The 13353-nt window shown below is 45.6% G+C and carries 13 protein-coding genes; 10 read left to right on the forward strand and 3 right to left on the reverse strand.

Annotation, left to right across the window (positions count from 1 at the left end):
* The first annotated feature begins 143 nt into the window (after nucleotides 1–143).
* Genes LEP1GSC058_RS19100 through LEP1GSC058_RS19145 form a run of 10 tightly spaced genes read left to right on the forward strand, consistent with a single transcriptional unit; the run spans nucleotide 144 to nucleotide 11452 of the window.
* Entirely contained in the window at nucleotides 144–1430 is a 1287-nt protein-coding gene (locus tag LEP1GSC058_RS19100; protein ID WP_016551189.1) for an LIC20035 family adhesin, read from the forward strand.
* 20 nt (nucleotides 1431–1450) lie between these two features.
* Complete coding sequence (locus LEP1GSC058_RS19105; protein ID WP_016551284.1) at nucleotides 1451–2074, forward strand: LIC20036 family protein; 624 nt, start codon at nucleotides 1451–1453, stop codon at nucleotides 2072–2074.
* 25 nt (nucleotides 2075–2099) lie between these two features.
* Nucleotides 2100–3110 (forward strand): AAA family ATPase, encoded by a 1011-nt coding sequence (locus LEP1GSC058_RS19110; protein ID WP_016551208.1) that lies wholly within the window; start codon nucleotides 2100–2102, stop codon nucleotides 3108–3110.
* Nucleotide 3111: 1 nt separating this feature from the next.
* Nucleotides 3112–3942, forward strand: a complete 831-nt coding sequence (locus LEP1GSC058_RS19115; RefSeq protein ID WP_016551353.1) for a DUF58 domain-containing protein — start codon at nucleotides 3112–3114, stop codon at nucleotides 3940–3942.
* Complete coding sequence (locus LEP1GSC058_RS19120; protein ID WP_016551373.1) at nucleotides 3939–4796, forward strand: LB_053 family protein; 858 nt, start codon at nucleotides 3939–3941, stop codon at nucleotides 4794–4796. Before LEP1GSC058_RS19115 ends, LEP1GSC058_RS19120 begins: the two co-directional genes overlap by 4 nt.
* Nucleotides 4793–5737: a VWA domain-containing protein BatA gene (gene batA, locus LEP1GSC058_RS19125; protein ID WP_016551268.1), complete on the forward strand. Its 945-nt coding sequence runs from the start codon at nucleotides 4793–4795 to the stop codon at nucleotides 5735–5737. Before LEP1GSC058_RS19120 ends, batA begins: the two co-directional genes overlap by 4 nt.
* On the forward strand, nucleotides 5734–7437 hold the full coding sequence (gene batB / locus LEP1GSC058_RS19130) for a VWA domain-containing protein BatB (RefSeq protein WP_016551337.1): 1704 nt from the start codon (nucleotides 5734–5736) through the stop codon (nucleotides 7435–7437). Before batA ends, batB begins: the two co-directional genes overlap by 4 nt.
* A complete protein-coding gene (locus LEP1GSC058_RS19135) occupies nucleotides 7434–9035 on the forward strand; it encodes a BatD family protein (protein WP_084680440.1) in 1602 nt (533 codons plus the stop codon). The genes batB and LEP1GSC058_RS19135 overlap by 4 nt, the downstream gene beginning before the upstream one ends.
* Entirely contained in the window at nucleotides 9032–10861 is a 1830-nt protein-coding gene (gene htpG, locus LEP1GSC058_RS19140) for a molecular chaperone HtpG (RefSeq protein ID WP_016551151.1), read from the forward strand. Before LEP1GSC058_RS19135 ends, htpG begins: the two co-directional genes overlap by 4 nt.
* A 60-nt stretch (nucleotides 10862–10921) precedes the next feature.
* On the forward strand, nucleotides 10922–11452 hold the full coding sequence (locus LEP1GSC058_RS19145) for a hypothetical protein (RefSeq protein WP_016551287.1): 531 nt from the start codon (nucleotides 10922–10924) through the stop codon (nucleotides 11450–11452).
* Here LEP1GSC058_RS19145 and LEP1GSC058_RS19150 read toward each other — a convergent pair.
* The 3 genes from LEP1GSC058_RS19150 to LEP1GSC058_RS19160 form a co-directional block, all read right to left on the reverse strand.
* On the reverse strand, nucleotides 11433–11930 hold the full coding sequence (locus LEP1GSC058_RS19150; RefSeq protein ID WP_016551258.1) for a hypothetical protein: 498 nt from the start codon (nucleotides 11928–11930) through the stop codon (nucleotides 11433–11435). The two genes, LEP1GSC058_RS19145 and LEP1GSC058_RS19150, sit on opposite strands and share 20 nt — an antisense overlap.
* Nucleotides 11931–12043: 113 nt before the next feature.
* Nucleotides 12044–12388 carry an STAS domain-containing protein gene (locus LEP1GSC058_RS19155; RefSeq protein WP_039948834.1) on the reverse strand — a complete coding sequence of 115 codons (345 nt, stop codon included), beginning with the start codon at nucleotides 12386–12388 and terminating at the stop codon, nucleotides 12044–12046.
* A complete protein-coding gene (locus LEP1GSC058_RS19160) occupies nucleotides 12381–13283 on the reverse strand; it encodes an NAD(+)/NADH kinase (protein WP_016551348.1) in 903 nt (300 codons plus the stop codon). Before LEP1GSC058_RS19160 ends, LEP1GSC058_RS19155 begins: the two co-directional genes overlap by 8 nt.
* Between the last annotated feature and the right edge of the window lie 70 nt (nucleotides 13284–13353).

A 13353-nucleotide genomic window follows, 5' to 3' on the forward strand; every position in this document is an offset into this window, starting at 1 on the left:
CACGAGGGCGGGGTATAAGGATCGTTTTCAAAATTTTCTCCCGCCGCTAGCAACGGATTCGACATTTCCTTTCGGGAAAGGAGGTTGACGGGTTTTCGGCAACGCCTTAGGTTAGGGAGTTAGATTTTTCATAAGGCAATTCCATGAAACGTATTGTAATTCTCTTTTTCGCCGCGGCGATTCTCGCTCGGTGCTCTTCACTTAACATTGCGGAAAATAAAGGCAAAGACCAGGAGTTCCAGATTTTGGATCCGAATCTGCGAGTAGAAAAGTTTAAAGAAACATTCAACTTAAAAGCCGAAGGCCCCGTTACTCTCGATTGTTCCGGCAAACCCTGCACGCCCGATCTAGTCTCGGCCCTGACTCCGGATCAAATTAAGAAACTGAAACGGAACGGAACATGGAAAGAATACGCGGAGAAGGAAGACGCTAATAAAAAGAAATTCAGCGTGCTCGCTCGCGTCGGCGACTATAAGGACGATAAGCGGGAAGGAATTTGGAAAACTCTTTACGAAACCGGAGAAACGTTGCGGGAAACTCCTTATGCAGCCGGTTTAAAAGAGGGTGAAGAAAAGAAACTGACGAAAGACGGCACTCAAACGGAGAGCACGGTATATAAAGCCGATAAGAAGAACGGACCATACTGGTCTAAATCCGAGAAAGGGTTTCTTTTGGAAGAGGGCGCTTATGCCGACGATAAGAAGGTCGGCACATGGAAAGAATATTACGCTGAAGACGGGGCCAAAAAATCCGTGACCGATTATAAGAACGGACAAAAGAGCGGCCACGAAACCAATTATCAGAAGGACGGTAACACCCTTTCTTCCGAAGGCAATTATGCCGAGGATCTAAAGATCGGGAACTGGAAGAGCTACTACGATAACGGGCAGGTTCAGGCGGATGGCGCGTATGCTCCGAAGGGCACCGGCGCGGACAGAAAATCGCTTAGGACCGGCCCCTGGAAAGAATATTACAAAAATGGAAAGGTTTTCGCGGAAGGCCAAAGGGATCATACGCGCAAAGGAGATTGGAAATTCTATTGGAGTAACGGAAACGTCGCCTACAAGGGAGCGATGTCGAACGAATTCATGATGTCGTCGGCGGAAGCATACGATAAAGAGGGACAAATGATCGGAAAAGGAAAGATGAGTTTCTCCATCCTTCTTATCGACGATAAAAACGACGAATTGAATGCGAAGTTTCGTCCGGATCTTCCGTTCACATATTATAAAAACGGCAAGAAGAGTTTCGATATCATCGATGAAAACAGAGCCATCGAATACGATGAATCCGGGGCTAAATTGGGAGAAGGTCCTATCATGGTCGGGACGAATGCCAAGAACGGATGTTGGTCCACGCCGCAGGGGAAAAAATATTTCATCAACGGTAAGGAAAACTCCAAAATGGGAGAAATGCAGAATTGTAAATAATCCTGCTTTCCCGGAGAAAGATGAACGAAACAAAACCTAAGTTTGAAATTTCGGGTCCCAAGGCAATTGCCTTGGGATTTCTCTTTGCCGCGCCGATTTTCTTTTTGCTCGGCTACTGGAGTAAAGGGTGCGGTTCCATCGGCCGTCAGGCGAAAGTTACTTACAGCGGGTCTTTTACGGAGGGGACGCTAATTTCTTTGGATGATAAGAAACTTGTTTTGAAAGACCCGGACTTTGCGCTCCCTTTGGAAACGATCGAAAAGATCGAATTTTTGGAAGACGCGCAATCCTTACAAGTTGGCCAAGTTCCGTTAACCGACGCGGAAAAAAGCTTTATCGGTACCTATAAGCTCCAAGTGGGAATGCACAAAGGCGTGCTGGTTTTATTTCCGAGAAAGACGGGAGGAATCGGAGGTACTATGCGTTTTTCCAATTGGGGGAAGGGAGTAAACGAGTCCTTGGGTCAAATCAAGGTGACCGGCAAATCCATTCGGTATGTGAGGTCCTGCTCGGGCGCGCGTTGTTCTGAAATAGGTAGTAACGTTCCGTTTAACCAAACGTATACGGGCGAGTTCGAAGGCAAAAAAATCCAGGGAGCGTACCAAGGTACCAATAGTTCTGGCCGCTGGACCGCGGAACGTTAAATTCGGATAGAACCCACGAGATCATATGGAGCCAAAATCCCTGCAAATGGAAAATAATTCCTTAATCGAATCGGACTTAGTTTTCGCAAAAGATACACTGGATAAAATTCGGGAGGAACTTTCGCGTGAGATCACGGGACAAGATGCGGTCGTTCGCAGCTTATTACTTTCCTTAACTTGTCAAGGCCACGTACTTTTGGAGGGGATGCCAGGTCTCGCAAAGACACTCTTGGCCAAGTCCTTGTCCGCAGCCTTGGACTTGGATTTTAAGAGAGTTCAATTCACTCCTGACTTACTTCCTGCCGATTTAGTCGGGACCGTGGTATTCAATCCGAAAGACGGGGATTTTAGAACTCGAAAAGGTCCGATCTTTACCGGGATTCTTTTAGCGGACGAGATTAACCGAGCTCCAGCCAAAGTTCAGTCCGCCTTATTGGAATGCATGGAAGAAAGAACAGTGACGATCGGAGAGAATACGTTTCCGTTGGAGCGCCCGTTTCTTGTTCTCGCTACCGAAAATCCGATCGATCAGGACGGGACTTATCCGTTGCCCGAAGCCCAGACGGATCGATTTTTCATGAAAGTTCTGGTGGATTATCCCGCAATGAACGAAGAGCTGGCTATTTTGGAGCAGCATGGTCGCTTATCACCAGGCGAAAAGCGAATTCGGAAAGTGGCTGGATCTAGGGAAATTCTTAAACTGTCCTCTTTAGTGGACAAAGTGCATGTGGAGCCGAAATTAAAAAGTTATATCGTAAGATTGGTTCGTAATACCCGTCCGGAGGAAAAAACGATTCCGGATCTGCTCCCGTACGTGAAACACGGAGCGTCGCCCCGGGCAAGTCTCAGTCTATTAAAAGCCGCGAAAGCTCGCGCACTCTGGGAAGGCAGGGATTACGTAATTCCGGAGGATGTGAAAGCTTCTCTGCCGGAGATTCTTCGCCATAGAATTCTTCTCACATTCGAAGCCATTTCCGAGGAAGTCGGAATCGAGTCCGTGATCCAAACGGTTTCGGAGGCCACGCAGGTCTTATAAGATGCTTCGGAAGGAGTACCAAAGTCTGGTTCGACTCCTGGAATTTAAGGAGAAAGGATTCTCTCAAAGAGAAAGACAAGGATCTGCTGCAAGTCAAAGGAAGGGTAGGGGACTCGATTTTAAGGATGTTCGTCCGTACTCTGTAGGAGACGACACTCGTCTTATCGACTGGAATGTGACCTCTCGTTTAGGAGAGCTTCACGTTCGTGAATTTTATGAAGAGAAGGAAAGGCTAGGCGTTTTTTTTCTGGACGTATCGGATTCAATGAACTGGAGTTCGGGAGACTGGACAAAAGCCGAAAATGCGTTTCAGGTTCTGGCTTTATTAGTATTACTGTATGTTCGCAAAGGGAACTTAGCGAAAATTCTTTTGTATTCGGACCGATTGGAACATGAGACCGGATATGTTCGGACGGTGGAAGAAGCGCTTCCGGTTTTGGAACGGATTCGAACGAGAACGGCTCATAGTCGTAAAACGGATCCGAATCTTCCTTTCGTCATGCTGAAAGATAGGATCAGACGTCATACCGATTCGTACATTCTATCCGATTTTGATAATATTCCTCCGCTACGTAAACTGGCCGGATTACGAAAATTTCATACTTTGCACGCTATTCGTTTCATCGATCCTTTGGAGTCCGCTCCGCCTCGGGGGTTATTTTCTTTTTTCCTAAGAAAAGATCCTGAGACCGATGGTCCATTTTGGAATAGGGGCGGCGAGAAGCACCGTCGTTCGAATTTGGAGCAGTTATTTCGGGAAAGAATTTTAGACCTTGAAGGCTCCGATGACGATCCATCCCGAATTCTTTCTTATTGGTGGAGAGAAAAATGAGAGTCGTCTTGGGTTGGCTCCTGCTATTTCTGGCGGCCGACTCCGCCTTTGCCTTCTCGGAAGAATGGAGCCCGCAAAAAGTAGTCATCGGGCAAACATCCGTTTATGTTTTAAACTTCGCGGAAGGAGAGGTCGACTCTCCCCAGGTTCCTGCTTTAGGAATACATACCGATTCCGAAGCTCCGGATCTGCCCTTATTCGAAGTCTTCTCCTCGGATATCGGACAGAATAGAATTCGTCTCGAGGTAGCTTATTATGCGAGCGGCACTTTTATTCTGCCGATTACTTGGAAGGATTCGACAGGCAAGGAAAACTCGTCTAAAGTAGGGTTGCAGGTCGAAACTTCCCTATTAGAAAAAGATAAATCGCCGGAGGACGTCCTCCCGCCCGATTCATTTTCGGGACCTTACGGGTGGAGATTAATAGGTCTCATGGCGGGAATTGCAGCTTTAATTTTAAGCGCACTTTATGCTTATTACCTGCATAGGACCAGGACAAAAGATCCGATGGACGCCATCCTACAGACCGATCCCTGGATCCAAAAAATTCTTCGGTATGAGAATCGGTTAAGCGAATTGATCGAATCTCCCCCGATTCCGGCAAGAGAGTTTTACAGATTGCTTTCCGGATATATTCGGGAAGTGGTTTCTAAAAAGCTCGGTTCGCCCACATCCCATCTTACGGAAACGGAATTATTCGCGAGGATATTCGATTCGTTTTCAATCGATGAAGAGGTGATTCGAGTCTGGGAAAGTCGCTTGCGAAAAGCGCAATATTCCTCGGAAGAATCCAGGCTCACAAAGGATGAAGCGATCGCCGCTCTGGATTTTTGGAGGGGAGCCTTCGAAAAATGAACGAGTGGGAGGCGCCGTATTATCTTTTTCTACTTTTCCCGATCTGGCTCTGGACAGCGTTCTCCTATTGGAAGAAGAACCCTGCGCTCAGGATGGAGTTGCGAATTCCCGGAGCAGATTCGGGCGGACGAAATTTTTTGCGTGAAACGGTTTCAAAATGGTTCCCGTTACTTCGACCCATCTCCTTAAGCTTGATGACGATCGCATTAGCGGGGCCTGGCCAGTATTACCGTTTTCTTCCGAACGAAACGAAAGGCGTAGATATAATGCTCGCATTAGACGTCTCCGGTTCGATGTCGAGAAGCCGGGATTTTCTTCCGGATACCCGCTTAGGAGTTTCGAAGAAATTACTGCGCGAATTTATCCGAAAAAGGGAAACCGATCGAATCGGTTTAGTGGTGTTTGCCGGAGGAGCATACTTGCAATCTCCTTTGACAAGTGACCGTGCTACGTTGGAGGAAATTTTAGGAGTCGTGGAGGAGGAAACGGTTCCGGAGCAAGGAACTGCGATTGGAGATGCGGTCATACTTTCCTCATACCGATTGAGACGTTCTCCAGCTCGATCCAGAATTATTGTTTTGATTACGGATGGAGTGTCCAATACGGGCAGGATCGATCCGGTCACTGCGACCGAAATTGCGGACCAAATCGGAATAAAAATTTATAGCATAGGAATCGGCAAGGAGGACCAATCCTACGAAATAAATTTCGATATACTTTCGGAGTTATCGGCCAAGACCGGCGGTATGTTTTACCGAGCGGAAGATACGAGCCAGCTCCGAGAGGTCCTTGCCGCCATCGATGCTTTGGAAAAAGATCCTTTAGCGCTTCCTCCGGAAGAGGTAAGAGAGACGGATGCATTATACTATTTGATTGTTTCGCTATTGCTTTTGGCCGCGGATTTGTTCGTAAGAACTTGGTTTCTGAGGTATTACGTATGACCGATGAAATTTTACGAGGATTCTTAATCGGCATCGGGTGTATCTATTGTATATACGTTCTTGCAAGAGTCGCATTTTATTTCTTTTGGCGAAACTGGGTAACTAAATATCCGGGACTGAGAAGAGAAGCGAGTCTTCCGTCCGTATTTCTTATCATATCAAGACTGATTTGTCTTGGCCTTGCGTTGATTCTTTGTGCAATGAGCTTTCAACAGAACGCGGGACCCAAGTCTAAGGAAGAGGAAACGTTGTACGGCGTGGATTTTCTTTTTTTAGTGGATGTAAGTCTTTCGATGCAGGCAATAGATACGTCGCCCACGAGACTAGTTAGGGCAAAGGAAACGATTCTACGAATTCTTCCCGGATTATCCGGGAATCGGTTCGGTATGATCGTTTTTGCGGCTACCCCGTTCGTATATTGTCCGATGACCTCGGATATAAGCGCCTTCGCCGATTACGTTCGGGGGCTGGATGTGGATATGGTCGGAGATCGGGGAACGGATTTAGACGCGGCCTTTCGGAAGGCCGAAGAAGTCTTACGATCCAATCGAGTCTTTCGCAGCCGAGTAGTTGTCTTGATTACCGATGGCGAAGATATCCAAAATCCGGGACTATTTCGGTTCCCGGCCGATTTAATCGTTTGGTCTGTGGGAACTTTGGAAGGAGGTCCGATCGCTTATAAGGAAGAGGGGGCCGTTTTAAACGGCTATCTGACTAGAGACGGCTCGCTGGCTCCCTATGAAAATTCTCCCGGAGTCGTTCAGACTAGGGCGAACGAAGCTTTCTTGAAATCATTGGCGGATGCGAACGGCGGCGAATTTCTTTCTCTCAATAGAGTCAGTCCGAGCGCGGTCGATCTCACTTCGAGAGTTCGATCCATGGACAAGAATACAAGTAGGAGAATGAAGGATTTAAGAAGGGCGGAAGGATATAGAAATTTCCTATTGCCGGCCTTCCTGTTATTATTATTCGATTTTATCGTCTTAGAGGCCTGGGGTAAATATTCCAAATTACTTCGTTGGAAGTTTTCGGCGACGGTTCTTATACTTTATAGTTTCATGATGGGCTCTGGAACTCTCGGTGCGGTGGAATTGGATCCCGGGGGGAATAGAGTTAAGGAAGGGAACGAAGCCTACGAAGAAGGAAATTTTCCGGGAGCCAGCGAACGATACAACGAAGCGGAATCCTACTTTCCTGGCGATCCTAGATTAGAATTCAATCGGGGAACTTCAAAATATAAGACCGGTGATTTGGATACGGCTTTACGACATTTCGAAAAGGCGTTAGAATCGAAAGATGCGCAACTTAGGTCCAAAGCTTATTTTAATTTGGGTAACACCTATCTAAGATTAGGCGATCGAAAAAAGGCGGCGGAAAGTTTTCTGAGATCCTTGAAGGAGAACCCAAAACAGGAGGCCGCTAGAAAAAATTTGGAGTGGTTGCGGAAGCTTCCCCCTCCGCAAAAGAAAGAGTCTTCGAATTCCGGAAATCAAAATAGCCAAGGAAAACCCAAAAACGAAAGCCGGCAACACGAGCCGGAAGAGAGCGGGACCGACGGTCAATCGGCGAGAAAGAAAGATAAAAAGCGGGATCAAAAATCCCAATCTGAATCGGACCTGGAAAGAATGATGGATTCATTGGATTTGGACGCGGTAAAACGAAAAAGCATCGGTTCCAGGAACCGGGAGGTTTTTTGGTGAATCTATATCGCATCGTTCTCTTATTCACTTTCTTTTCCTTACCCTTATTTGCGGGTGAGCCTAGATTTTATCTGAGCCAATCTCGTGCGGAGTTGGGAGATCCGGTGTTTGCCGTCTTTGAATTGGAAGGAGCTGCACAAGTTCGCATCCTAGAAAAAGAATTTCAAGGAAATGGAATCAAAGCGGTTTATTGGGGAATGGAAGATAATACGACCATCTTGAATTATAAAGCATACCGGAAAAAATTGCTGAAATACAGACTGGTCGTTTCCGCTCCGGGAAAATACTCAGTACCGGAAATCGAGTTGGAAGTGGACGGGAAACGAGTTCATTCGGGAATACTCGCAGTGGAATTCGGAGCGAAGCGTTCATCTCCTCGGGGGCCCGGTTCAATTTGGAGTCGGTTTTTTTCGAACGAAAGCGACCAAGGGCCGGCTGATGAAAATCTAAAAGTCGTCTTCCAATTAGACAAGAAAGAGGTCTGGACAGGGCAGCCAGTATTAGGATTTTTTACATTATATTATAAAGATATTGTAAGGCCCTACTTCGATCGGGATCCTGCCAGCTCGATCGAATTTCCCTATTTCAGAAGCGAGATCCTGTCAGGGATGAGCTTAAACATTCCTGAAGCGGTGGTTTACGAAGGCGTATTGTACGAAACTTTCCCTTATAATAAGGAATTCTTCATATTGACGCCTTTGAAGTCGGGAGAATATTCCTTAGGCTTAACTTCGTTTCATTTGGAAGGCCAGCTTCAATCCTATTTTCATATGAGAACTTTGCGCAGCATTCCAGGCAAAATTCATGTTAGGCCCTTGCCGAGTCCTTCGTCGGCAAACTTCGGAGGCGCCGTCGGAAAATTTCAAATCGAAGCTAAAGATGCGCCGGAAGAGGCTCGGGAAGGAGAGCCCTTCCTTTTTAAAATAGTCATTAAAGGAAAAGGAAATCTCGCACCGGTCCAGGATCCGATTCGGCAAGGATGCGGACAGGCGGATTGTTTTCCGGATATTACGCTAGTCCAATCTTCTCCACAGCGGGAATTCAGGGAATTGGATCCCGGTGAATATGGATTTAGCTTAAATTATTCTTACGTGTATTCTGTCCTGCCCGGTAAGCAGGGACTTTGGAATCCCGGAAAACTCCCGTTCGTTTTCTTTGATCCATACTCGGGAGCCTATTCCGAAGTTTCAATTCGACTACCTTCGGTAAAAATAGGCCCGCGTTCCTTGAAGGCCGCAGACCCGGTTCGGGAAACCGGCGAAATTATAAAAGTAAAGACCGTAATTATAGTCGCCCTTTTCTTCGGGCTTGCGGGTGCTGCGACGGTTTGGTTCTTCCGTCTAAGGAGAATACGGAAGCACGAAGAATTATTGAAACGACTTGACGACTGGATCGGTTCTAAAAGAGGTTTGGTATTGAAGCATTCGATTCTTGCCAAGGGCGTCTCGGAAGACGATGCTTCTTTATTGATAGGTTGGAAATCGGCATCGAGTTCGTTGGTCGCCCTATATCCGAAGCTTGATTCAATTTCAAAAACCTATCTGCTCCGGTCGGCGGAGCTTATCCTCGGCGATGCACAACAAAAGGAATCCTTATGAGCGAAGAAATTAAAGGTAGAATCTCCGTTGAAACGGAAAACATTTTCCCGATCATTAAGAAATGGTTGTATTCGGAAAAAGATATTTTTTTACGAGAACTGGTTTCCAATGCATGCGACGCGATTTCCAAACTCAGGAAAGTATCTTTAAGCGAAGAATTTGAAGGCGGCACGGATTATAAAATCGATATAGACTTCGATCAACAAGAGAGAACTCTTACGATCGAAGACAATGGAATCGGTATGACCGACGAAGAGGTCGGTAAATACATCAATCAGATCGCTTTTTCCGGCGCTGAAGAGTTCGTAAAAAAATACCAAAGCGAGGGCGACAAGCCTGAAATCATCGGGCATTTCGGTCTCGGTTTCTATTCCAGCTTCATGGTATCCGCAAAAGTAAGAATCGAAACCAAATCGTATCGAAAGGGAAGCGTCGGGGTAACCTGGGAAAGCGAATCCGGCACGGACTTTACCCTAAAGACGAACGAGAAAACGACTCGAGGCACCAAGATCACTTTATTCTTGGACGGGGATTCCGGGGAATTCCTAGATGCGTGGAAGTTAAAAGAACTAGTTCGCAAATACTGCGATTTTCTTCCGATTTCCATTTTTGTTAAAGGGGAACAAGCAAATAAGAAAACTCCTCTTTGGAGTGAGCAACCTTCCGCCGTAAAGAAGGAACAGTATGAGGAATTTTACCGGTATCTCTTTCCCTTCGCGGGCGACCCATTATTCCACGTACATTTAAACGTGGATTATCCCTTCCGTCTCCAAGGGATCCTATATTTTCCGAAGCTTAGGCATGAGCTGGATGCGAATCGTATGGGGATAAAACTCTATTGCAATCACGTATTCGTTAGTGATGAGGCAAAAGAATTGGTTCCGCAATTTTTAACCGTATTGCAGGGAACCTTGGATATACCGGATCTTCCTCTAAACGTATCCCGTTCTTATCTACAAAACGATCCTTTGGTCAAAAAAATTTCCGCTCATATCGTCAAGAAAGTCGCTGATAAACTTCAGGAGGAATTTAAAAGGGATTCGGAGACTTTTCAAAAGAATTGGGATGAGATTTCCTTATTCGTGAAATACGGTTTAATGACCGACGAAAAATTCTACGAATCTGCAAAGGATTTGGTTTTCTTTCGTTCTTCCAACGGAGAACTCACGAAATTAGAGGATTACGTTTCTCGAAACAAAGAGAAAAATTCCGGTACGGTCTATTATGCCAACGAAACCGAATTGTCATCCGTTTATATGGATCTTTTGAAATCCCAAGGACTCGAGGCGATCCTAGTGGATTCGAGAATCGACAATCACTTCCTGCAGTTTTTAGAAAGTAAAAACCAGGATTGGAAATTTCAAAGAGTCGATTCGGAGTTGGCGGAACAAACATTGGATAAGGATGCCAGTCCTAGTTTGGCCGATTCCGAAAATAAAACCGAAGAGGAACGACTAAAGGAAATCTTCAATAAAGCGATCGCTCGGGAAGGAGTGGAGATCCGTACCGAAGCCCTAAAATCCGAGGACGTTCCGGCAGTGATTTTATTGCCCGAACAATTGCGTCGATTGGCGGAAATGGGCCAAATCTACGGCCAGAAGTCCTCCGACCTATTAAAGAGTCATACTCTGCTGGTAAACCGCAAGTCTCGACTGATACGTAATATTCTAAGTACGAGTAAGGGCGTTCGTCCGGAGCGCGCAGAACAACTAGCCAGATCGGTCTATGACATGGCTCTTTTAGGAGCCAAGTTGTTAGGTGAAGAGGAAGTTTCCGAGATGCTACGTAGGGAACGTGCTCTTTTGGAAGAACTTTCCGCAGGATAAAAAGCGGGAAAAAATGGGGGGAAAAACGCCCCCCTGTCCGATATCTTTATTGATACCGGTATGCCGACACCGCTTTTATCAATCATCGCTTTAACTGCATTTCTGGGATTGTTCCCTCTTTTTGCACAAACGCAAAACCCCAAGGAAGCGAATTCTGCGGCGGAAGAAGGGGAGGAGATTCATCGGGATGGGAAGTCCTTAGACCGGGAATATTACGAACATTATTTTAAGACTCTTCCGAATACCGACATTATTGAGAAAGCCAAGTTGGAGTACAATTTAATCCGACATTTAAAGTTGGAATTGCGTAAGCGTGACTCGGAGAAAATGACTCCTGAAGAACTGAAGAAAGTTACTTCGGCAGCGGTACGATACGAAAGGGTTTTTGAAGATTCCATTTGGATGCGCGGTATTCGGCATCAAATGAAATACATAAAGTTCAAAGATTATATGTACGTAATCGTTTATGAAAAATATTATTGTTTTATTTCGTACGAAATGAATCCGTCAAGATACATACAGGAACCGTTTCAGGTCCAATTGATATTCCAGAAGGAAAATCCGTTCAATACTATTCTGCCTGCGCCTTGAAGGCTCGATAATAAAGTCCCAATCCGATTAGAACTACGGAATATAGGATTCCACCTAGGAACAATTCCTCTAAAAAGCGAAAGCTAGGTATAGGAGCCTTATTCCCTACGATTCGAGATATCACCTTGGACTTTCCTAGACTAAACCAAGTTTGTCTTCTTACCGTGATGGTATCTCCGACGCGCATTCTTCGATTCGTCATTTCGTCTACTTCTTCCGTTACCTCATGCTTTTTGCCGATTTCGTCCGGAACCAAATAAGTATAGAGATGAACGGTTCTTCCTAATTTCTCCAGACGGGTATTTTCCATCAGTACTCCGAACTCTCTTTGGCCGGACGTTGAAAGGGACGTGTACACCGCTTCCATGTTCCGGTTCTCCCAGTAAACGATTCCGAAGAGAGGTAAAAAGAATGCGAAAGAACCCCAGCCTAAAACGAAGAGAATCTTGAAAAAAGGGGTGGAGGAGGTTTTATTCATTCCGGAAAAAAAGTTCGATTTCGAAGTCAGAGTAATATTTGATACGATCGCGATTATTACAACAAAGTTTCCTGGGATGCGGAACGGAAAAAAGGTTTATGAAACGGTTGAAATTATTTCAAACAGGCGGCAATAGCGTCTTCTTCTTTTTCGAAGTGAGCAAACGGTTTCCAGAGGCCTAGAAGATTAAAGATTTGGATCACCTTTTCTCCGGCTTCCGTAAGAATCAATTTTTTCCCTTCCTGAGTTAATCGGTTCTTTAATTCGAAAATCGCACGGATTCCGGAACTGGAAATATACTTCAAATCGGAGAGATTCAAGACGGTATTATGGGCGTGTGTGACTTCCAATACCTTTTCCTTGAATTGAGGAAAGGTAGATTCGTCCAGACGACCGGAAACTAAGTACACCTTAATCGAACTTCCTGCGTCTTGTTCTAGGATGGTTAAACTATCCATTTTTTCTCACAACCACTTGCAATCGTTTAGGGGAAACGGAAAAGTCGGCTTTTGCGCCGGGTGGAAAATCATAAATTCGCTCCGCTAAGGAGTCGATCGAAATTCCGCCCCACATTTCGGAAATGAGACGAAATGATTCCTTTACCGTAAAATGATCCAATTTATATTTTATGTTTTCCTTCTTTCGAAGTTCCCTACAGTACACTTTGAAATATGGCTTCTGCTTGTCAAAACTTACGTCTCTATTTTCGCAAGACATAACCCAGCCTGTAGAACCCGCTCCAGTGTAGACCAGTAAACCGGAACATTTCTGTTCTTCGACCGATCCTTCATGAGAAATTAAGAATCGGCTGGTTAAGTCGGGGCTATTATTTCGAATCGAAATTTCGCTGATTCCTTGGAAGGTTTTAACGGTTCTTCCGTCAGGATATTCGATCCTGACATTAATCAAAGGCCACTGCTCGATTTTTACGTTCGTCCAGTTCTGCTTTAAGGACTCTTCTATATCGTTTACGTGGAAGGAAAGCAGAGCCCCCACGGAAGTTGCCGGGTCGGAATTGCAACCTAAGACTAAATTTTCCACGGTGTGATGTGCCACATACGTGAAATGATTGTCTCCTCCTAATGCGATTACGAGTTCGAAGGCCGAGATATCTATCGTATCCAAACCTTCCCGAAAAATCAGAGTTGCATTCGGGAAGAGTCGCTTTATATCCTCCCGACTCTTAACTTGCCTAACGTGGGATTCGTAGACTCTATCGAAGGAATTATTTTGAAGCGAGGCAATCCGTTTGTATTCCTCAAGCGAACCGTACGTTTCCACATCCAATTCGTATTTAGTCCGTTTAATCACGACCAGAACGGATCGCAAACGTTGTAGCGTTTCGAGCGGCATCGTTTACCAATATCAAATCGGTTTCCGCCGCTCGGAAACGAAAAAAAGTCTTTCAGGCAGAAAACTCCGG

The sequence above is a fragment of the Leptospira fainei serovar Hurstbridge str. BUT 6 genome, from assembly GCF_000306235.2.
GTDB classification, from domain to species: domain Bacteria; phylum Spirochaetota; class Leptospiria; order Leptospirales; family Leptospiraceae; genus Leptospira_B; species Leptospira_B fainei.